Here is a 19,130-nt window from a genome sequence, read left to right as displayed (position 1 = left end):
GCCACCTTCGGGCCCTCCGCCCCGCCCCCCGGCCCGGGGATGCATGCCTCCGCCCGGTCAGGGGTGCACGCACCCATTGCAGGGTCTCTCCGGGAGATGCACACTTCGTCGAGGCGCGGGTTGCGGGACGAGGGGGAACGGGTGAGGCGGAGGAGCGGGCTGCTCGTGGGTGGGTTCATGATCCTGGCGGCGGCGTGCGCGGCAGGCGATGGCGGTGACACCCGCGAGGTGCTCGTCGACTACCAGGACGACGAGGTCGCCAGCTCGTTCATCGCGTACTTCCCGAAGGAGGTCACCGTCCACCCCGGCTCCACCGTCGTGTTCAAGCAGGAGTGGACCGGCGAGCCGCACAGCGTGACGATGGGCACGATGGTCGACGAGATGATGAACGTCCTCGGCCCGCTCATCGAGCAGTACGGGGACGTGCCCGACGAGGAGATCCCGCCGGAGGTCTTCGAGCAGGCCGACGCGGCGATGGCGCCGCTGCCGTCGATGATGGACCACGAGAGCGACGACTTCGCGATCCAGCAGAACGCCGCGCAGCCGTGCTTCCTCGAGGAGGGGGCGCCGCCGGAGGACCCCAACACCCCGTGCGGTGAGGAGCAGCAGCGCCAGCCGGCGTTCAACGGACGCCAGACCTACTACAACAGCGGCTACATCCACTACGAGGGCCCGCGGGGCAACGAGTTCCGCGTCGAGCTGGCCGACGACATCGCCCCGGGCGTCTACAACTACTACTGCAACCTCCACGGGCCGTTCCAGGCGGGGACGATCACGGTCGTCGAGCCCGACGTCGAGATCCCCTCGCAGGCCGACGTGGCCCGGCAGGCCCGCGCCGAGATCGAGGAGATGGCGCAGCCGCTGCGGACGGCCTACCAGCAGGTCATCGAGGCCGGGGACGCGGTCGAGGTCGAGGGTCGCACTCTGCCGAAGCCGATCGCCGGCTACTGGAGCGAGGAGGCCGGCCACGCGGGCATCAACGAGTTCATCCCGCGCCGCGTGGAGGTCGGCGCCGGCGAGGCGGTCACCTGGCACTTCGCCGGCCTGCACACGGTCAGCTTCGACGTCCCGGAGTACTTCGCGCAGCTCACCGTCGCCGAGGACGGCACCGTGACGCTGAGCCCGGAGGCCGTCGAGCCGGTCAACAGCCCCGGGGCCCCGGAGCCGGAGGGCGGAGAGGGCGAGGGCCCACCTCCCGAGGGCGCCGAGCCGCCCGAGCCGGTCGTCGTCGACGCCGGCGAATGGGACGGCTCGGGCTTCATCTCCTCCGGGGCGTTCTGGGAGGACGCCTACCGGCTCACCTTCACCCGCCCCGGCACCTATCCCTACGCGTGCCTCATCCATCCGCAGATGGTGGGCGAGGTCGTCGTCCGCTAGCCGGACGGCCCAAGACCGGAAAACCGCATGACGGCCGCCACCGACGCAGCCGCTCCACCCTCGCCGGCGGTGGTCGAGAGGCCGGCCGAGCGCTCGCAGACCACGCGTGGCGACTGGCTGTTCTTCGCCTTCCTCGCCGCCTACGCCGGCTTTGCGCTCGTCGTGCTCGGCATGGGCGTCGTCTCGGCCGTCGCGGCGGCGGTTCCGGGGCTGCACGAGACGCTGCACTACCACGGCGTGCTCGACACCCTGCTCGGACGGGGGGCGGAGGCCATGGCGAAGGCCTCGCACCACGCGCAGCCTCCGGCCCAGCTCGCGATCGACTACGTATTCAGCCTGTTCAACCTCGCCCTCGCCGCCTTGCTGCTCTGGCTGCGTCCGCGTGACCGGACCGCCCGCCTGCTCGTGCTCGGCATGGTCGGCACGGCGGCGATCTTCAACCTCCAGGCCTACGGCGTGTACGAGGAGCTCGAGGGGACGCTGCTCGACACGATCGTGCACGACGCGTTCCACCTCGTCGCGACCGTCTCCTACGTCCTCGCGCTGCTGCTGTTCCCCGACGGGCGGCTCGTGCCCCGCTGGTCGCGGGGAGCGCTCGTCGCGTTCTACGTCGCCGCCACGGCGGCCGTCGCCGCCCTCGGCTTCCGGCTGGTGGGCACCTCGCGGACCCTCGCCGTCGTCATCGTCTTCGGCCTCCTCACTCCGGCCGTGGGGGTGGCCTCCCAGGCCTACCGCTACCGGCGGTCCCGCTCACCCGTCGAGCACCAGCAGGGCCGCCTGCTGTTCTGGGCGCTCACGCCTGCCCTGCTCCTGGGCCTCTACGTCCTCACACAGGGCGTCACCCAGTCGGCCATGGAGACCTTCGAGGGCCGTGCCATCACCGTCATCCCGGCGGAGCTCTTCCGCATCTTCCAGCCGGTCTTCGCGATCATCCCCATCGCCCTGTTCGTCGGCCTCCTGCGGTTCCGGCTGTGGAACATCGAGCGGGTCATCAGCCGGACGATCGTGTACGGGCTGCTCGCCGGTTTCGTCGGCGCCGTCTACATCGGCCTCGTCGTCGGCGTCGGGCGGGTGGTCGGCGCGCAGGGCGACAGCGTCCTGCTCTCGGTCGTGGCCACCGGGGTCGTCGCGGTCGCCTTCCAGCCGGCCCGGGAACGCGCGCAGCGCCTAGCCAACCGCCTCGTGTACGGGCGGCGCGCCACCCCCTACGAGGTCCTGTCGGCGTTCGCCGAGCGCGTCGCCGAGGCGGTTCCCACGGAGGAGACGCTGGCGCGCATGGCGCGCGTGCTGGCCGAGGGCACGGCGGCGCGGCGCGTGGACGTGTGGCTCGCCGTCGGCGGGGAGCTGCGGCCGGCCGCCTCCTGGCCGGCGCAGGCGTCGACCCCCGCCCCCATCCCCCTGCTGAACAGGGAGCTGCCGCCGCTCGGTCACGTCACCGCCGCCTGCCCGGTGCGCCACCAGGGCGAGCTGCTCGGCGCGCTCAGCGTCAAGAAGCCCGGGTCGGAGGGCCTGGGCCCGACCGAGGAGAAGCTCCTCGGCGACCTCGCCGCCCAGGCCGGACTCGTCCTGCGCAACGCGCGGCTGACCACCGAGCTGCTCGAGCGCCTCGCGGAGCTGAGGGCCTCGCGCCAACGCCTCGTGTCGGCCCAGGACGAGGTCCGCCGGCGCCTCGAGCGCAACATCCACGACGGTGCGCAGCAGCAGCTCGTCGCGCTCAAGGTGAAGATCCGCCTCGCCGAGCGCATGGTGGAGAAGGGCCGGCCTGTCGACGAGCTGCTGCACACCCTGGCCGCGGAGACCGACGAGGCGATCGACACGCTGCGCGACCTCGCCCGGGGGATCTACCCGCCGCTGCTCGCCGCCGAGGGGCTGCCCGCCGCGCTGCGCGCGCAGGCGGCGAAGGCGCCCTTGCCGGTGGCGGTGTCCGCGGAGGGGATTGGTCGCTACGACCAGGCGCTCGAGGCCGCGGTGTACTTCTGCTGCCTCGAGGCGCTGCAGAACATCGCGAAGTACGCAGAGGCGTCGCGCGCGGAGATCAGCCTCGTCGACGACGGTGAAACCCTGCGGTTCACCGTGACCGACGACGGGCATGGCTTCGACCCGGTGAAGACGGCACACGGGCTCGGGCTGCAGAACATGGCCGACCGCGTCGACGCGCTCGGTGGCCGCCTCGTGGTCGGATCCGCCCCCGGTGAGGGCACCACCGTCACCGGTTCCGTGCCGCTCGCGAACGGCGGGGGGCCGGACGCGGCGGTGCTGGACCGGGTGGAGGGCGGCTAGTGGCGGACGACGCCATCACGGTGTTCCTCGCCGACGACAACCTCATCGTTCGCGAGGGCGTCCGCGCGCTGCTCGGACTCGAGGACGACCTCGCCGTCATCGGGGTCGCGGGTGACTACGACGAGCTTGTCGCCGCCACCGCGGACAACCCGCCGCGCGTGCTCGTCACCGACATCCGCATGCCCCCGTCGTTCCAGCGCGAGGGCATCGACGCCGCCAAGGAGCTGCGCAAGCGCCATCCCGGCACGGGGGTCGTCATCCTGTCCCAGTACGACGACCCCGAGTACGCCGTGTCGCTGCTGAGCGAGGGAGCCGCCGGCTACGCCTACCTGCTGAAGGACCGGGTGGCGGAGGGCGACCAGCTCGCCCGCGCGATCCGGGAGGTCGCCTCGGGAGGGTCGACGCTCGACCCGAAGATCGTCGAGGCCCTCCTCAAGCCGGTGCGCAGCGACTCGGGACTCTCCCCCTCGGAGGAGGACCTGCTCCGCATGGTCGCCGAGGGCAAGCCCATCAAGGCGATCGCCGTCGTTCGCCAGACCACCGCCGCGGACATCGACGACGCGATCGAGCAGCTCTTCCTGAAGCTCGCGCAGGGCCTCAGCGCGGGGCAGCACGGCTGCCTGGAGCGCCTCAAGCTCCTGCACCAGGCGATCGTCGACCGCGAGGAGCAGGGCGAGACGCTCTCCCGCCTGCTGCCGGGGGGCATCGCGGAGAAGCTGCGGGCCGAGGGGCGGCGCATCGGCGAGACCGAGACCCTCGAGGTCACCGTCCTCATGTCCGACATCCGCGGCTACTCCGGGATCGCCGAGCGCACCGACCCGAGCCTGCTCGCCCGCCAGCTCGGCGCCCACCGCGCCGAGATGAACCATGCGCTGCTCGCCGAGGGCGGCACCGTCATGCAGTTCGTCGGTGACGCGGTGATGGGGGTGTTCGGGGCGCCCACCCCCCAGTCCGACCACGCCGACCGGGCGGTCGCGGCGGCGCAGGCGATGCATGCCGCGCAGGCGGCGGTGAACCGCGCCTGGGAGGCGGAGGGCCTGGCCCCCTTCGGCCTGGGAATCGGGCTGTCGACCGGCCGGGTGGCGGCGGCGCTCCTCGGCTCCGAGGAGCGCCTGGAGTACTCCGTCGTGGGCGACACGGTCAACCTCGCGCAGCGCCTCCAGCAGTGGGCGGAGCCGGGCGAGACCGTGCTGTCCGCCGCCACGGTCGAGGGCCTGGCGCGCAAGCCGCCGCTGGAGCGGATCGCGCCCGCCCTCGTCAAGGGGCGCCAGACCCCGGTGACCGCCTTCCGCATCCACGCCGGCGTCGCGGCCTGATTCCGTCCACCGGCTCGCCGCAGAGGGCCACCGTCAGGCCGGGGCGGAGGTGAGCCAGGCCGCCTCGAGGCTGTCGGGGTCGAGGGCGGACTTGGGGATGTAGGCGAGGGCGCCGGCGGCCGCGGCACGGGGCGCGTACTCGCTCGGCTCGTAGGTCGACAGCACGACCACCCGGACGCCCTCGACCTGCGCGAGGATCCGCCGGGTGGCCTCGAGCCCGTCGATTCCCGGCAGGTTCACGTCCATGAGCACGAGGTCTGGCTGGAGCTCGAAGGCGCGCTCGACCGACTCCTCGCCGCTCTCCGCCTCCCCGACGACCGCGAAGCCGTCGGTGAGCTCGACGACGAGGTGGGCGGCCTGTCGGAACGCCGCCTGGTCGTCGACGATGAGCACCCGGACCTCCGCTGATTCCATATCAGCCATACTGCCGCTCCCCGGGGTGGCGCGCGCACGTGCCAGTACCCCAGTTTCGCAGGGGGGTGGCCTCCCGCGTCACGCCCCGCGCTCGGCGAGGTAGAGCAGCACGGCCTGCACCCGCCGGTGCGTGTCGCGCTGGTCGGTGAGTCCGAGCTTGGAGAAGATCGCGTTGATGTGCTTCTCGACCGCCCGCTCGGTGAGGAAGAGCGTGCTGGCGATGGCGGCGTTGTTCTTGCCCTGGGCGATCTCGGCCAGGACCTCCTGCTCGCGGGGCGTCAGCCGGTCGAGGGTCGACTGCTGCTGGCGCGAGCGACCCTCGACGAGCGCGTCGACGACCTTGGGGTCCACGACCGACCCGCCGGAGGCGACCGCCCGGATGGCGGCGAGCAGCTGGTCGAGGTCGGCCACCCGCTCCTTCAACAGGTAGGCGCGGCGCTCGGAGCCGTCCCGGAACAGCGCGAGGGCGTACTCCGGCTCGACGTACTGGCTCAGCACCACGAACCCGGTCTGGGGGTGGGTCTGCCGCAGCTGCGCGGCGGCGCGGATGCCCTCGTCGGTGCCGGTCGGCGGCATGCGGATGTCGCTGAGGACGACGTCGGGTTGGGTCTCCTCGACCGCCGCGAGGAGGGCGTCGAGGTCCCCGCAGCTCGCCGTGAGCTCGAGCTCGGGTTCCGTCTCGATGAGCATGCGAACACCCTCGCGCACGAGGTAGCTGTCCTCCGCCAGCACGACCCGGATCGGCATGCCAGGAAGCATAGGCGGGCTCGCCCGGCGGGGACCGCAGGGGCAGCCCCGGGGGGTAGCCACCCCCGTCGACGCACCAGGCTGCGCCATGTCGCGCGCCGGGGGTTCGGCGTACCGTGTCGATGGAGGCGATGACGATGATCGTCGAGGAGGACAGGGTGAGGGCCACGCCGGCCGCGGCGGAGGTCGGCAGCGAGGAGGTGCGCGTGACGCCGCCCGCCTATCGCGGGGTCGCCCTGCTCGGGCTGCTCGCGGCGGCGACCGCGCCGCTCTGGGTCCTCGCTCCCGAAGGGCTGTCCGCGGCCGGGTTCGTCGCCCCCTTCGTCGCCGTGCCGCTCGGGGCTGCCGCGGTGTGGCACCGCGGCGTGTGGGGCCGGGCGGTCGGCCTGGTGGCCAGCCTCGGCCTGCTCGTCGTGGCCGCGCCGTTCGCTCCGCAAACGCTCCGGCACCCCGACAGCTTCTTCGACTTCTTCCCCTCGGTGAGCCTGCTCCTCGGCGCCCTGCTCGCGGCCGGCGGCTCCGCCGCGTCGCTGCTCCACGAGCGCCGCCGCGCGGACAGCCGGCCGGCCCCCGCCCAGCGGGCGGTCACCACCGCCGCGGCCGTTGCGCTCGCGGGGCTGGCGGTGCTGTCGGGCGCGCTCACGCTGTCCGGTCGCCACACGGTGAGCGCGCTCGACCGGTTCGGCGCCGAGCCCGTGACCATGGTGGGCTTCGCGTTCGAGCCCGCCACGCTGACCGTTCGCGAGGGCAGGCCGGCGCGGTTCGTCGTCCGCAACGACGACCTTGCCCTGCACACCTTCACGATCGACGAGCTCGGTGTCGACGCCATCGTGAAGCCCGGCAGCGAGGTGCTCGTCGAGTTCACCCCCGACCGTGCGGGGACCTACCTGCTGTACTGCCGGCCGCACACGCACGAGCGCGAGGGCATGGTCGGCGCCTTCGCCGTCGAGTAGCCGCGTACACTCGCCGCCCATGGGCAGCGACTCCCGGGACCACGTCACCGCATCGGGGATCCCGGCCAAGGCGGTCTACCGCCCCGACGACGCCCCGCTCGACTACGACCGCGACCTCGGTGACCCGGGCGCCTACCCGTTCACCCGCGGCGTCCACGCCTCGATGTACCGGGGACGGTTGTGGACGATGCGTCAGTACGCGGGGTTCGCGACCGCCGCGCAGTCCAACGCTCGCTACAAGTACCTGCTCGCCCAGGGCCAGACCGGCCTCTCGGTCGCCTTCGACCTGCCGACGCAGATGGGCTACGACTCCGATCACGACCTCGCCGCCGGGGAGGTCGGCAAGGTCGGGGTGGCGATCGACTCGCTGGCCGACATGCGCGCCCTGTTCGACGGGATCCCCCTCGACGAAGTTTCGACGTCGATGACGATCAACGCGCCGGCGGCGATGCTGCTCCTGCTCTACCAGCTCGTCGGCGAAGGGCAGGGCGTGGAGCCCGCCAAGCTCCGCGGCACGATCCAGAACGACGTGCTGAAGGAGTACATCGCCCGGGGCACCTACATCTTCCCGCCCGAGCCCAGCCTGCGGATCGTCACCGACACCTTCGCCTACTGCGCGCGGGAGCTGCCGAGCTTCAACACCATCTCGATCTCCGGCTACCACATCGGCGAGGCCGGGGCGACGGCAACCCAGGAGGTCGCCTTCACGCTCGCTGACGCCATCGCCTACGTCGACGCCGCGGTCGGCGCGGGCCTCGACGTCGACGCGTTCGCGCCCCGGCTGTCGTTCTTCTTCGTGGCGCGCTCCTCCCTGCTCGAGGAGGTCGCCAAGTTCCGGGCGGCGAGACGGATGTGGGCGCGGGTCATGCGCGAGCGCTACCACGCCCGCGACCCGCGGTCGATGATGCTGCGCTTCCACACGCAGACCGCCGGTGTTCAGCTGACGGCCCAGCAGGCCGAGGTGAACCTCGTCCGCGTGACCGTGCAGGCGTTGGCCGCCACGCTCGGGGGCACGCAGTCGCTGCACGCGAACGCCTTCGACGAGGCGCTCGCGCTGCCCTCGGAGTCCGCCGCGCGGCTGGCGCTGCGCACCCAGCAGGTCATCGCCCACGAGACCGACGTGCCGCTGACCGCCGACCCCCTGGCCGGCAGCTGGTTCGTCGAGTCGCTCACCGACGAGGTCGAACGCCAGGCGACCGACTACCTCGACCGCATCGCCGAGATGGGCGGGGCCGTGCGGGCGATCGAGGCCGGCTTCCAGAAGGGCGAGATCGAACGCAGCGCCTACGAGCTCACGCAACGGATCGAGGCGGGCGAGCAGATCGTCGTCGGCGTGAACCGCTACACCGTCGACGAGGACATCGAGCCGGACCTGCAGCGGGTCGACGACACCGTGCGCGACGACCAGATCGCAAGGCTCGCGCGCGTCCGCAGCGAACGGGACGCCGAGGCCGTCGGGGCCGCGCTCGCCGACGTCGACCGGGCGGCGCGCGGCGACGCGAACCTCCTGCCGGTGATGAAGGAGGCGTTGCGCGCCATGGCGACCGTCGGGGAGGTGTGCGACACCCTGCGTGGGGTGTTCGGCCGGTACCGTCCCGCCGACGCCCGGTAGCGCGTAGGCTGACCGGGGCCCCGCCTACCGGACCTTCCGCGTCGACGACCGCCCCGTCGGCGGGATGCTCCTGATGGCCGGCCTCTACCCGTAGGGCGTACCGCCGCACCGGGTCCCCTACTTCGCCGTCGCCGACGTGGACGCCGCGACGGCGCAGGTTCGCGAGCTCGGCGGCACCGTGCAGCGCGAGCCGGCCGACTCCCCCTACAGGCGACCCTCGGCCGTGAGCGACCCCCAGGGGGGCCTCGCTCGAGCTCGTCACCATGCCGCAGTAGACGGTCTCCGTCACGTCGCTGTGGTGACCCGCCGCCCTGCGGGGACCTCAGGGCAGGATGCGGTCGAACAGGGTGGGGTCGTCGACGAGCCCTGCCGTCCTGAAGCGCGTCACCGCCTCCACGAACTCGGGTGAGGCCTTCTCGAGCTCGCGGAGCTGCTCGCGAGCGGCGTCGGTCCGACCCGCCAGCCCGAGGATGACCGCGCGCCACATGCTGAGGTCCCCCTCGGTTGCGGGGTCGGGGGGCTCGACGGTTTCGAGGAGCTCCTGGGCCCGGTCGACCTGACCGTCGAGCGCCCGCTCGAAGGCGTGGACCATGACGTGGTAGCGGGCGCTGTGCGTCACGAGCCGGCTGAGCTCGGCGACGGCTGCGGGGTGGTCGTCGACACGGATGTCGACGATCTGGTCGCGCCAGGGGCGGCCGGTGCGCTCGGCGCGCACGACGAGGATCGCGGCGGAACGCTCCCCGCGGATGTCCCCGCCGGCCGCCTCCGCGGCGTGCAGCGCGGCGACGAGCCGATCAGGCAGGCGACCGGAGGACCGCTCGAAGCTCTCCACCATGGCGACCCACACGTCCTCGGACGTGACCATGTTCGCCAGCGCGACGCAGCCCTTGCCGAAGCGGTGGCCGGCCGCGCCGACGCACGCGTCGCCGGTGTAGGCGGCGAAGTTCCCCTGGCCGTCCACCATGCCGACCTGCCGGCGCTCCGGATGGCGGTCGACGCTGCGCAGGGCGGTCAGCGCCTCAGCGGCGGTGAGCCCTCCCCGCAGGGTGTCGAGACCGAGCTCCCCGTACATCGGCTCGCCCATGGACTGGGTCGCGACGGCGCCGTAGCCCGGCAGCGCCCACGGGACGCTGCTGCCGACGGCGAACGCCTGCGAGTGGCAGGCGATCCCCATCTCTCCCGTGCCCGCGTCCCGGGCGATGATCGAGTAGGTGATGCCGACACTCTAACGAAGGTGTTCGCCAGCGGGTGCCCCGGGTTCTTCGGCGCTGCGCGTCGACCGCCGCGCGGCGTGGCGGGATTCACCTGCCAGGGGCGGCACGCTGCAGGCAGGAGAGCGCGCGGACACGCGCGGCCACCGCGGCGTAGGCGGCCACGTCCTCGTCGGCGGGGGTGACCTCGTCGAGGTCGGCCGCGACCGCGGCCGCTGCCGCGTGCGTGTCGTTGAACACCCCCGCGGCTACACCGCCGAGCAGCGCCGCGCCGAGGGCGGTCGCCTCCGTGAGGTCGGGCCGGCGCAGCGACCGGCCCCCCACGGCCGCCTTGATGGCGAGCAGCAGGGCGTTGCGGGCGCCCCCGCCGATGACCCGCACCTCGGGCGCGGCAGGGTGCGCCGCCTGCGCGACGAGCCGGTGGAGGACGTCGCAGGCGGCCACGGCGAGGCCCTCGAGCACCGCCCGCACGATGACCGGCCCGCTCGTGTCCGGGGTCAGCCCCGCGAGGGCGCCCTGGGCGCCGTCGGTCACGCCGGGCAGGTGGACGTGGGGGGCGAAGACGACGCCGTGGGCCCCGATCGGCACGGTGGCGGCCTCGGCGAGCAGCCCGGCGCGGTCGGCGCGGCCGGCGACGAGCCCGGTCACCCAGTCGATGCTCGCACCGCCGGCGTGGACGCCGGTGGACGCGTACCAGCGGCCCGCGGCCACGTGCACGCCCTGCGAGTAGCGGGGCGCGTCCTCGCCGGTCGGCAGCGGTGCGGTGAGCGGCACGAGCACGGACTCGGCGGTGCCGATCGAGTCGAGCGCGCGCCCCGGGTCGACGACCCCCGCCGCGAGCGCACCGCAGATGTGGTCGTGGCCTCCCGCGCCGACGACGGTGTGCTCCGCAAGACCCGTCACCCTGGCCGCCTCGCGCGTCACGCCGCCGAGGGCGGTGCCGCTCGCCACGAGCGGCGCGAGCAGCGGCCGGGGCACGCCCGCGGCGGCGAGCACCTCGCGCGACCAGGCGCGCGCCCGCAGGTCGAGCGCGCCGGTCCGGGTCGCGAGGGACAGGTCCGTGGCGTGCACGCCGGACAGGCGGTAGGCGATGTAGTCGGCGATGTTGAGCCACACACGGGCGCGCGCGAAGGCGTCGGGTCTGTGGTCGGCCAGCCACGCGAGCTTGCAGACGCCGTAGATCGGCTGGGGCGGAACGCCGGTGAGGGTGCGCAGACGCACGGCGCCGATCGCCTCGGCGAGCCGGCGGGCCTGCGGTTCCGCCCGCCGGTCGAACCAGGCGATCACCGGCGCGGTCGGCTCACCCGACGCGTCGAGGGGGACGCCCGCCTCGGCCATGCTCGCCACCGCGACGCTTGCGATGCGCCCCGGGTCCGCGACGTCGTCGAGCGCCTGCCGCAGCGCCGCGACCGCGGCGTCCCACAGCGCCTCGGCGTCGTGCTCCGCGCGGCCGGGACCGAGCGGGCGGGTCGGCGTGGGAACCGCCGCTGAGGCGACCGCCCGGCCGCGCGTGTCGTAGAGGGCGGCCTTCACCCTCGTCGTGCCGACGTCGACGCCGGCGAGCAGAGGTTCCCCGGGCATGGCCGCATCGTGCCATGGGCCCGACTGCGCAGCCCTCAGGACGCCGCGCCGAGACGGCGACGGACGAGGCGCGAGAAGAAGTCGACGGCGAGGATGATCGCCACGATCGCGAGGACGAGGGTGCCCGCCTCTGAGTAGCGGAACAGCTTCAGGGAGATCACGAGGTCCTGGCCGATCCCGCCGGCGCTCACGAGCCCGACGATGGTGGCCGCACGGATGTTGCACTCCCACTGGTAGAGCACGAGCGACGCGATGCCGCTGCGGGCCTGCGGCACGGTCGCGAGCAGCGCGGTCGCCGACCGCGACGCGCCGGTCAGGCGCAGCGCCTCGACGGGTGCCGGGTCGACCGCCTCGAGCTGCTCGCTGCAGAGCTTGGCGAGCAGCCCGGCGCCGTGCAGGGCGATCGCGTAGACACCCGCGGCCGGACCCGGGCCTACGGTGGCCACGAACAGCAGGGCCCACAGCAGCTCGGGGATGCCCCGCAGGCCGGCGGCGACGACGCGGGCGGTGGCGGCCACCGGCCGGGGCGCCCGCACGTTGCCGGCGATGAGGGCGGCGAGGGGCAGCCCGAGCAGCACGCACAGCAGAAGGGCGGAGACGGAGATCTGCACCGTCTCCACCGCGGCGGACGCGACGACGGCGAGGAACTCGCCGGACAGGTCGGGGGTGAGGAAGGACCGCAGCATCCGCAGGCCGGCCTGGCGCCCCTCGAGCAGCGACCCGAGGCCGATGTCGGTGCCGGCGACGGACCAGGCGACGACGAGGACGACGAGGCTGGCGCCGCCCCACCTGGCGACGCGCCCGCCGGCCGGCGGGGGTGGGCGTCGCGGAACCGGTGGCGGAGGCCCCTGCGGCAGGACCGTCTCGGGGGCCGTCACGCCGGCACCCCGTAGACGCGCTCGGCGATGCGCGCGTCGAAGTCCGGCCCGTCGTAGACGACCGCGCCCTCACGCAGCGCGACGGTGCGGGGGAACGCCCGGGCGACGCCGAGGTCGTGCGTCGCGACGACGAGCGTCACACCCTCGGTGGCGCGCAGCGCCGCGACAACCGTCTGCGCGGCGGCGGGGTCGAGGCCGCTCGTCGGCTCGTCCGCGAGGAGGAGGGTCGGCCCCGGCAGCAGCGCCCGGCACAGGGCGACGCGCTGGCGCTGGCCACCGGACAGCTCGTGGACGCGGGCGTCGAGGGCGTCGGCGATCCCGTGGTGGTCGGCGAGGGCGGCGAGGCGCTCGGCGTACGCCGCCGGCACGCGCCCGCGCAGCGCGGTCACCCAGTCGCGCAGCCGCCACTGCGAGGCGGTGCCCATGAGGGCGTTCAACCGGGCGCTGACGCCGAGCACGAGGTCGTTGCCCTGGCGGATCACCCCGGTCGAGCGGCGCAGGGCACGCACCTCGGCCGGCGAGCCCCACGGGTTGCGCCCGCCGATGCGCACGCTGCCGGTGGCGGCGGGCACCCCCCCGAGCAGTGCCCGCAGCAACGTCGTCTTTCCGGCGCCGGAGCGGCCGAGCAGCACGACCTGCTCCCCGGCGCGGACCTCGAGGTCGACACCGTCGACCGCCCGGATGCCCCGAGCGGGGAAGTCCACGCTGAGACCCTCGACACGTATCACCGGTCTGCCCGCTCCAGCAGCCCGAGCTCGGCGGTGCGCCGGCGGATCTCGTCGTAGTCCGCGGCGGTCACCGTCTCGTAGGACCCGGCGCGGAGCAGGTCGAGCAGCGCCGGGTCGTCGATGGCGAGGAAGGCGTCGGTGATCGCCTCGTGCGCCGCGCGGCCCAGCGCGGTCCGCGCCACCCACGGGTAGCCCATGACCGGGTGCTCGGCGACGACGCGCAGCGCCCCCTCGGGAACCGCGCCGTCGCGGACGAGGCGGTTGAGGATGCGCCGCTCCACGCCGGCCGCGTCGGCGTGGCCGGCGAGGACGGCCTGGGCCGCGGCGTCATGGCCGCCGGTGAAGTCGACGGAGGCGAGGGGCGGGCAGACGGTCAGCCGGCGGGCGTCGCACCGCGCGCCGGCGTCGATGAGCATGATCCGCGGGTACAGGCTGCCCGACGTCGACGCGACGTCGCCCATGGCGAAGCGACCACCCGCCGCGAGCACGTCGTCGAGGCCGGTGAACGGCGCGTCGTCGCGGACGACGATGACCGAGACGTACTCGCGGGCGCCCGTCTCCCGGTCGACCTCGGTGACGAGCGGGGTGACGTCGACCTGCTGCTCGGCCTGGACGTACGTGACGCCGCCGAGGTAGGCGAGGTCGAGGCGGTCGGCGGCCATGGCCGCGACCACCCCTGCGTAGTCGGAGGCGACGAAGAGCTCCACCTCCACGCCGAGGGCGCCCTCGAGGTACTCCTCGAGCGGGCGGTAGCGCGCACGCTGCTCGTCGGGCGCGACGTTCGGGATCAGCCCGACAGCGAGCGGGTCGGGCACCCCTTCGGTCGCCTCGGCGCTCGGGGCGCCCTCGGGCGGCGGCTCCTGGCCGCAGGCGGCGAGCAGGACGGCGAGCGCGAGGACGAGGAGGGCGCCGGGCCGCAGGTCCCTGCGCCGCGGGGTCGGCCGGCCCTGACCAGGGCCGTGGTACGCCGTCACGCGCGACCCCGAATGGCGGGCTCGTTCCCGCCGCGGGAAGTGGACGAGTGATGCGGTGGCATAGCGGACTCCTTGACCGTGCGCACGCCGAAGGCCCGCGCCCGGGCAAAGGGGCGGAACGGCGAGGGGAGGAGGGAATCGACCGGGCGGTCGGGGGTCAGCGCGTCCGCAGCCGCCGGGGGCGGTCCTGCGGCGCCCGGGCCCTGACCAGGGCCGACGACGCGCGTCACGGCCAACCTCCCGCGAGGTAGCGCGGAAGGCCGCTGCCGACAACCCGACCGGTCACGTCAGCAACCTTACTCCACGTCGCCCGCCGCGGGGAGCCCCTCGCCTGTGGTGGAGGGCACGCGCGCGAAGAGCACGCCGGGGTTGAGCAGCCCCGCGGGGTCCAACGCCTGCTTCACGGCCCGCATGACCGCAAGGTCGACCGCGCTGCGCGTGCGGGGCAACCAGCGGGTCTTCGCCACACCGATGCCGTGCTCGGCGCTGATCGACCCGCCCGCCTCCGCGACGAGGCCGAGAACGGCGTCCTCGACCGCCTCGTCACCCGGCTCGGGCCCCACGACGGTGACGTGGAGGTTGCCGTCGCCGAGGTGCCCCCACACGAGGGTCCGGGCGCCGGGTGCGACGCCGGCGACCTGCCGGCGCACCGCCTCCTCGAACGCCGCGACCGCGCCCGGGCGGAGCGTGACGTCGAGCTTCACGCCGACGCCCAGCGCGGCGACGGCCTCGGTGTGGCGCTCGCGAAACGCCCACAGGCCGGCGCGCCCGGCCCGGTCGGTTGCGACGGCGGCGTCGGCGACCTCGGGAGCGTGCGCGAGCGCCTCGGCGAGCGCGTCGGTGGGGTCCCGCGGCGCCGCGCACTCGACGAGGAGGTAGCAGGGGTGGTGGCCTCGCAGCGGCAGGGCGAGGCCGGTGTGGGCGGCGACGAGCGCGATGCCGTCGGCGTAGCAGATCTCCGCCGCCTCGAGCGAGGGCAGGTCGGCGCGCAGGCGGGCGAGCACCGTGAGCGCGTCGGCGGTCGACGCCAGGCCGAGCAGCGCGGTCACCCGCGCGGGCAGGGCCGGCACGAGGCGCAGGCAGGCGCGGGTGATCACGGCGAGTGTGCCTTCGCTGCCGGTGAGCAGGCTCGGCAGGTGGTAGCCGGTGTTGTCCTTGGCGAGCCCCGACAGGTGCGACAGGACCCGGCCGTCGGCGAGGACCGCCTCGACCCCGAGCACCTGCGCGCGCATCGCGCCGTAGCGCAGGACGTGCACGCCGCCGGCGTTGGTGGCGACGAGGCCACCGACCGTGGCGGTCTCGCGGGCGGCCAGGTCGACGGGGAAGGCGAGGTCCGCCTCCGCGGCGTGCGCCTGCAGGCGGGCGAGGGTCGCCCCCGCACCGGCCACGACCGCGCGCGCCGCGGCATCGACGGGTTCGAGGGCGGTGAGCCGGGCGAGGCTCACGACGACCTCGCCGCCGCGGGGCACGCCGCCGCCGACCAGACCGGTGTTGCCGCCCTGCGGCACGACCGCCACACCCGCGTCGGCGCACGCGCGGATGACCCCGGCAACCTCCCGGGTGTTCGCAGGGCGTACGACGAGCGAGGCCCTTCCGGAGAACCGCCCCGTCCAGTCCGTCTCGTAGGGCGCCCGCAGGCCGGCGTCGGCGAGCACGTGCGTCGCCCCGACGACCGCGGCGAGGCGGGCGTGCAGGTCCATCACGGCGACGGGCGGGCAGGCGTCACGGGACCCGAACCTAGCGCCAGGGGCTGCGGAGCGGGCGCGCTAGCATGACGCCCATGACCGTCGAGCAGCGCAGCGTGCGGTTCCACCGGTGACCGCCGCACGCCCGCTCCGTTAGCCCCGGGGGGCTGGCGTGTTCCCCACCGACGCGCTCGCGGAGCACTGGAGCCGGCAGCGCGGTCTCGAGCTCACCGGGCAGCGGGCGTGGGGCGTGCCGCTCGTGCGCGACGGCGGGCTGCTGCGCACCGCCGGCAGGAGCGACTTCCCCGGGGTGTTCCCCGACCCCGCCCAGCCGCCCGTTGCGCCGGCACGGGGCGCGACGGTGGCGGTGCTGCACGACGTGGCCGACGACGAGGGAATGCCGGGCGAGGCGGCCCGCGCCTACCCCGGCGCGCGGGTCCACCGGCGCTACGAGTGCGCGTTCGCGCGGTTCGGGACGGACCCCGACGCCTACTGCCGGGCGACGCTCAGCACGAAGCGCCGCAAGCGGCTGCGCCACGACATCCGCAAGCTCGGCGCGCACGGCGCGCTCACCATCCGCTGGGTGGAGCCGCGCGAGGCGGACGCGATGTTCGACCACTTCTTCCGCCTGCTGTGCTCGCGGGTCGCCTACACCCGCGCGTACGATGCGAACGTGCGCGACGAGCCCTATCTACGCGACCTCTGGCGCCGCTTCGCCGGGCGCGAGCTGCTCGTCAGCGCCCTCTGCGTCGGGGACCGGCCGGTGAGCTTTCGCACCGGCTACGCGGTCGGGGACCGCTTCGTCGGCTACATGCCCGCCGTCGACCGCGGCTTCAGGGAGAGCGTCGGCGACGTGCACATGCAGCTGCTCATGCCCGAGCTCGTCGAGCGTGGCATCGCCGCCTACTACATGGGCAAGGGCTCGCGGGGCAACAAGGACGTCTGGGCGAACGGCACCTACACGCTGTCCACGATCGTCATCGCGCTGTCGGCCTCGCTGCGGGCGCGGGCGCTCGTCGAGGTGGAGGGTGTCCGCCAGCGTGCCCGCCGCGCGGTGACCGCCCACGGCTGGGACCAGCCGCTGCGCCGCGCGCTCTACGCCTACCACACCCGGCCCGGCCGGGCGTTCGGGCGCACGCTGCGGGGCGCTCTCGCCGACGGTCCGGCCACGCGATGAGTGCGGCGTCGCGGACGCCGCCGGACGAGGGCGGCGCCTCCGCGCCCGTCCGGGGCGGTCGGCGCATCGCCGGCATCGACGTCGCGCGGGCCGTGGCGATCTTCGGCATGGTCATGGTGCACTTCACGCTCGCCGATCCGACGGGCGCCGGCGGGCAGGTGGCCGGCCTGCCCGAGGGGCCGCGGGGCAGAGCGGCGCTGCTGTTCGTGCTCGTCGCGGGAGTCGGGGTGTCGCTGCTCGACCGGGGCCGGTCGCCGTCACGCACGCGCACCCGCCAGCGGCTGCTGTGGCGCAGCGTCGTGCTGCTGCCGCTCGGGCTCGCGCTGCAGGAGCTCGGGCACGGCGTCTCGGTCATCCTCGCCGACTTCGCCGTGCTCTTCGTCGTCGCCGCCGTCGCGGTCGGCTGGTCACGCCGGGCGCTGCTCGCCGCCGCCGCGGCCGCTTTCGTCGCGGGCCCGGCGGTGTTCGTCGCCGTCGCCACGGCACGACCCGACGTCATCACCGGCGTCGCCCCCGCTCTCACCGACCCGCCGGCGCAGATCCTCACCGGCCTGCTCGTCGGTGGGGTGTACCCCCTCGTCGCCCAGGTCGGTGCGCTGCTGCTCGGCATGTGGCTCGGCAGGCTCGACCTCGCCGACCCGCGGGTGCAGGCCCGCGCGCTCGCCGCCGGTGCGGTCGTCGCGCTCCTCGCCCTGTGGGCCGGCGTCGTGCTGAACGCCGTCACCCCGGACCACGCCCCCGACTGGTGGGCCCTCGCGATCGACGACGAGCCGCACAGCCAGTCCTTCGTGTGGCTGTGGCAGGCCGGCGCCGCGGCGGTCGCGACGCTCGCCGCGTGCCTCGTCGTCGCCGAGATGCTGCCGCGACTGCTGCGCCCCCTCGTCGCCCTCGGCCAGTTCGCGTTCACCGTCTACGTCGTGCACATCCTGGCGATGGCCGCCGACCCCCGGGCGGTGCGGGCAGCCGACGTCGCGGGCGCGGGAGTCCGGGTCGTCGCGTTCATGGCCGCCGCGACGCTCGTCGCCACGGCGTGGCTCGCCTTCTTCCGACGCGGTCCGCTCGAGTACCTGCTCGACGCGCCGTTCGTGCTCGGGTCGCGGGGGCGGGCGTCCGGTGTCAGGCCGCGCGAGGCGACCCCGGAGGCGGCCGACCGCCCTGCCGCCCGCGAGCGCGACGCGCAGCACCAGCCGTGACGTCGCCGCCGGCGGCCGGCCGCGGGGGCGGCCGGCGGGGGGCGTGGCTGCGCGTCGGGTCGTGGGCGCTGTTCGGCGCGCTCGTCGCCGTGGCCGCCACCGTGCTCTACGAGCGCCGCGCGGCCGTCGGGGAGGCCGGCGGACTGCCCGGCCTGGCGCCCTCGCTCCTCGCGGTGGCCGTCTACTTCACCGCGAACGCGCTGCTCGCGTGGAACTGGTCGGCGATCGTCGCCGTGGCCGGTCCGCGGCTGCCCTTCCGCACCGCGCTGTGGGTGTGGTCGGTGTCGCAGATCTCGCGGTACACGGTGACGCTCGCCCAGGTCGGCAGCCGCGCGGTCGTCGGCCGCCGCTACGGCGTGCCGGCGACCGCCGGGGTGCTGTCGACCGTGCTCGAGCTCACGTGGATGCTCATGGTGACCTCGACGATCGTCATCGTCACCGTGCCCTGGTGGCTGCCCCTCGCCGGGGACGCCCGCTGGGTGATGGCCGCGGCGGCCCTGCCCGCGGCGGGCATCGTCGCAGCCGTCGCGCACCCCGAGGCGATGCTGCGGGCCGTCGACGCGCTGGCCCGCCGCCCCCTGGTCGACCGGGTCACCGGCGGCCGCTTCGCGGGCATCGCGACGCGCGTCGGCGTCGACCGTCCCACGATGTGGCGGTTCGTCGCGCGCTACGGCACGAACACGCTGCTGCGCCACACGGCGTTCCTCACGCTCTTCGCCGCGGTGGGGGGCGACCTGCGGACCCACGCGCTGACCGCTGTGGGCACCTACGCCCTGGGCAGCCTCGCGGGGACCCTCGCGGTCTTCGCCCCCGGGGGGCTCGGGGTGCGCGAGGGCATCATCGCCGTCGCGCTCGCCCCGGTGATCGGCGGGGCGCAGGCCCTGCTGCTCTCCGCGGCCGTGCGGCTGCTCGAGCTCGTCGCCGAGCTGAGCCTGCTCGGCGTGGCGCGGCTCGCCCGCGGCGAAGCCGCCCCGGTCGGTGAGGGCCGCCCCGCAGGTTGACGC

Annotated in this window: 16 protein-coding genes; 8 read left to right on the top strand and 8 right to left on the bottom strand. The window is 74.7% G+C overall.

Annotated features, from left to right (window positions below):
- Positions 1-141 precede the first annotated feature (141 nt).
- Genes VM324_09555 through VM324_09545 form a run of 3 tightly spaced genes read left to right on the top strand, consistent with a single transcriptional unit; the run spans position 142 to position 4,973 of the window.
- Positions 142-1,377, top strand: coding sequence for a hypothetical protein (locus VM324_09555; GenBank protein ID HVL99521.1), 1,236 nt, complete (start codon positions 142-144; stop codon positions 1,375-1,377).
- Between the two features lie 27 nt (positions 1,378-1,404).
- Positions 1,405-3,657, top strand: a complete 2,253-nt coding sequence (locus VM324_09550; GenBank protein HVL99520.1) for an ATP-binding protein — start codon at positions 1,405-1,407, stop codon at positions 3,655-3,657.
- Positions 3,657-4,973 carry an adenylate/guanylate cyclase domain-containing protein gene (locus VM324_09545; GenBank protein ID HVL99519.1) on the top strand — a complete coding sequence of 439 codons (1,317 nt, stop codon included), beginning with the start codon at positions 3,657-3,659 and terminating at the stop codon, positions 4,971-4,973. Before VM324_09550 ends, VM324_09545 begins: the two co-directional genes overlap by 1 nt.
- A 33-nt stretch (positions 4,974-5,006) precedes the next feature.
- On the opposite strand, the gene VM324_09540 is transcribed toward VM324_09545, so the two are convergent.
- Complete coding sequence (locus VM324_09540; protein HVL99518.1) at positions 5,007-5,387, bottom strand: response regulator transcription factor; 381 nt, start codon at positions 5,385-5,387, stop codon at positions 5,007-5,009.
- A 78-nt stretch (positions 5,388-5,465) separates the two neighbouring features.
- Positions 5,466-6,134, bottom strand: coding sequence for a response regulator transcription factor (locus VM324_09535; GenBank protein ID HVL99517.1), 669 nt, complete (start codon positions 6,132-6,134; stop codon positions 5,466-5,468).
- Between the two features lie 131 nt (positions 6,135-6,265).
- On the opposite strand from VM324_09535, the gene VM324_09530 reads away from it, so the two are divergent.
- Both VM324_09530 and VM324_09525 read left to right on the top strand, forming a co-directional pair.
- Positions 6,266-7,087 (top strand): cupredoxin domain-containing protein, encoded by an 822-nt coding sequence (locus VM324_09530; protein ID HVL99516.1) that lies wholly within the window; start codon positions 6,266-6,268, stop codon positions 7,085-7,087.
- A gap of 19 nt (positions 7,088-7,106) precedes the next feature.
- Positions 7,107-8,699 (top strand): methylmalonyl-CoA mutase family protein, encoded by a 1,593-nt coding sequence (locus tag VM324_09525; GenBank protein HVL99515.1) that lies wholly within the window; start codon positions 7,107-7,109, stop codon positions 8,697-8,699.
- A gap of 322 nt (positions 8,700-9,021) precedes the next feature.
- Here the strand turns inward: VM324_09525 and VM324_09520 are convergent, their stop codons facing one another.
- From VM324_09520 to VM324_09495, 6 genes are all read right to left on the bottom strand, one after another.
- Positions 9,022-9,900: a DUF1028 domain-containing protein gene (locus VM324_09520; GenBank protein HVL99514.1), complete on the bottom strand. Its 879-nt coding sequence runs from the start codon at positions 9,898-9,900 to the stop codon at positions 9,022-9,024.
- A gap of 100 nt (positions 9,901-10,000) precedes the next feature.
- Positions 10,001-11,491, bottom strand: a complete 1,491-nt coding sequence (locus VM324_09515) for an FGGY family carbohydrate kinase (protein ID HVL99513.1) — start codon at positions 11,489-11,491, stop codon at positions 10,001-10,003.
- Positions 11,492-11,526: 35 nt separating this feature from the next.
- Entirely contained in the window at positions 11,527-12,369 is an 843-nt protein-coding gene (gene phnE, locus VM324_09510; GenBank protein ID HVL99512.1) for a phosphonate ABC transporter, permease protein PhnE, read from the bottom strand.
- Positions 12,366-13,073 (bottom strand): ATP-binding cassette domain-containing protein, encoded by a 708-nt coding sequence (locus VM324_09505; GenBank protein ID HVL99511.1) that lies wholly within the window; start codon positions 13,071-13,073, stop codon positions 12,366-12,368. The genes phnE and VM324_09505 overlap by 4 nt, the downstream gene beginning before the upstream one ends.
- Positions 13,074-13,093: 20 nt before the next feature.
- The gene (gene phnD / locus VM324_09500) at positions 13,094-14,071 is read right to left on the bottom strand and encodes a phosphate/phosphite/phosphonate ABC transporter substrate-binding protein (protein ID HVL99510.1); all 978 of its coding nucleotides are present in this window, start codon (positions 14,069-14,071) and stop codon (positions 13,094-13,096) included.
- Between the two features lie 296 nt (positions 14,072-14,367).
- Positions 14,368-15,771, bottom strand: a complete 1,404-nt coding sequence (locus VM324_09495) for an FAD-binding oxidoreductase (GenBank protein HVL99509.1) — start codon at positions 15,769-15,771, stop codon at positions 14,368-14,370.
- Positions 15,772-15,928: 157 nt separating this feature from the next.
- On the opposite strand from VM324_09495, the gene VM324_09490 reads away from it, so the two are divergent.
- Genes VM324_09490 through VM324_09480 form a run of 3 tightly spaced genes read left to right on the top strand, consistent with a single transcriptional unit; the run spans position 15,929 to position 19,127 of the window.
- The gene (locus tag VM324_09490) at positions 15,929-16,933 is read left to right on the top strand and encodes a GNAT family N-acetyltransferase (protein ID HVL99508.1); all 1,005 of its coding nucleotides are present in this window, start codon (positions 15,929-15,931) and stop codon (positions 16,931-16,933) included.
- Positions 16,930-18,126 (top strand): acyltransferase family protein, encoded by a 1,197-nt coding sequence (locus tag VM324_09485; GenBank protein ID HVL99507.1) that lies wholly within the window; start codon positions 16,930-16,932, stop codon positions 18,124-18,126. Before VM324_09490 ends, VM324_09485 begins: the two co-directional genes overlap by 4 nt.
- Entirely contained in the window at positions 18,123-19,127 is a 1,005-nt protein-coding gene (locus tag VM324_09480; GenBank protein HVL99506.1) for a lysylphosphatidylglycerol synthase domain-containing protein, read from the top strand. The genes VM324_09485 and VM324_09480 overlap by 4 nt, the downstream gene beginning before the upstream one ends.
- Positions 19,128-19,130: the final 3 nt, after the last annotated feature.

It is taken from the genome of Egibacteraceae bacterium (genome assembly GCA_035540635.1).
Classification (GTDB): domain Bacteria; phylum Actinomycetota; class Nitriliruptoria; order Euzebyales; family Egibacteraceae; genus DATLGH01.
This window is presented reverse-complemented; position numbering and strand designations above follow the sequence as displayed.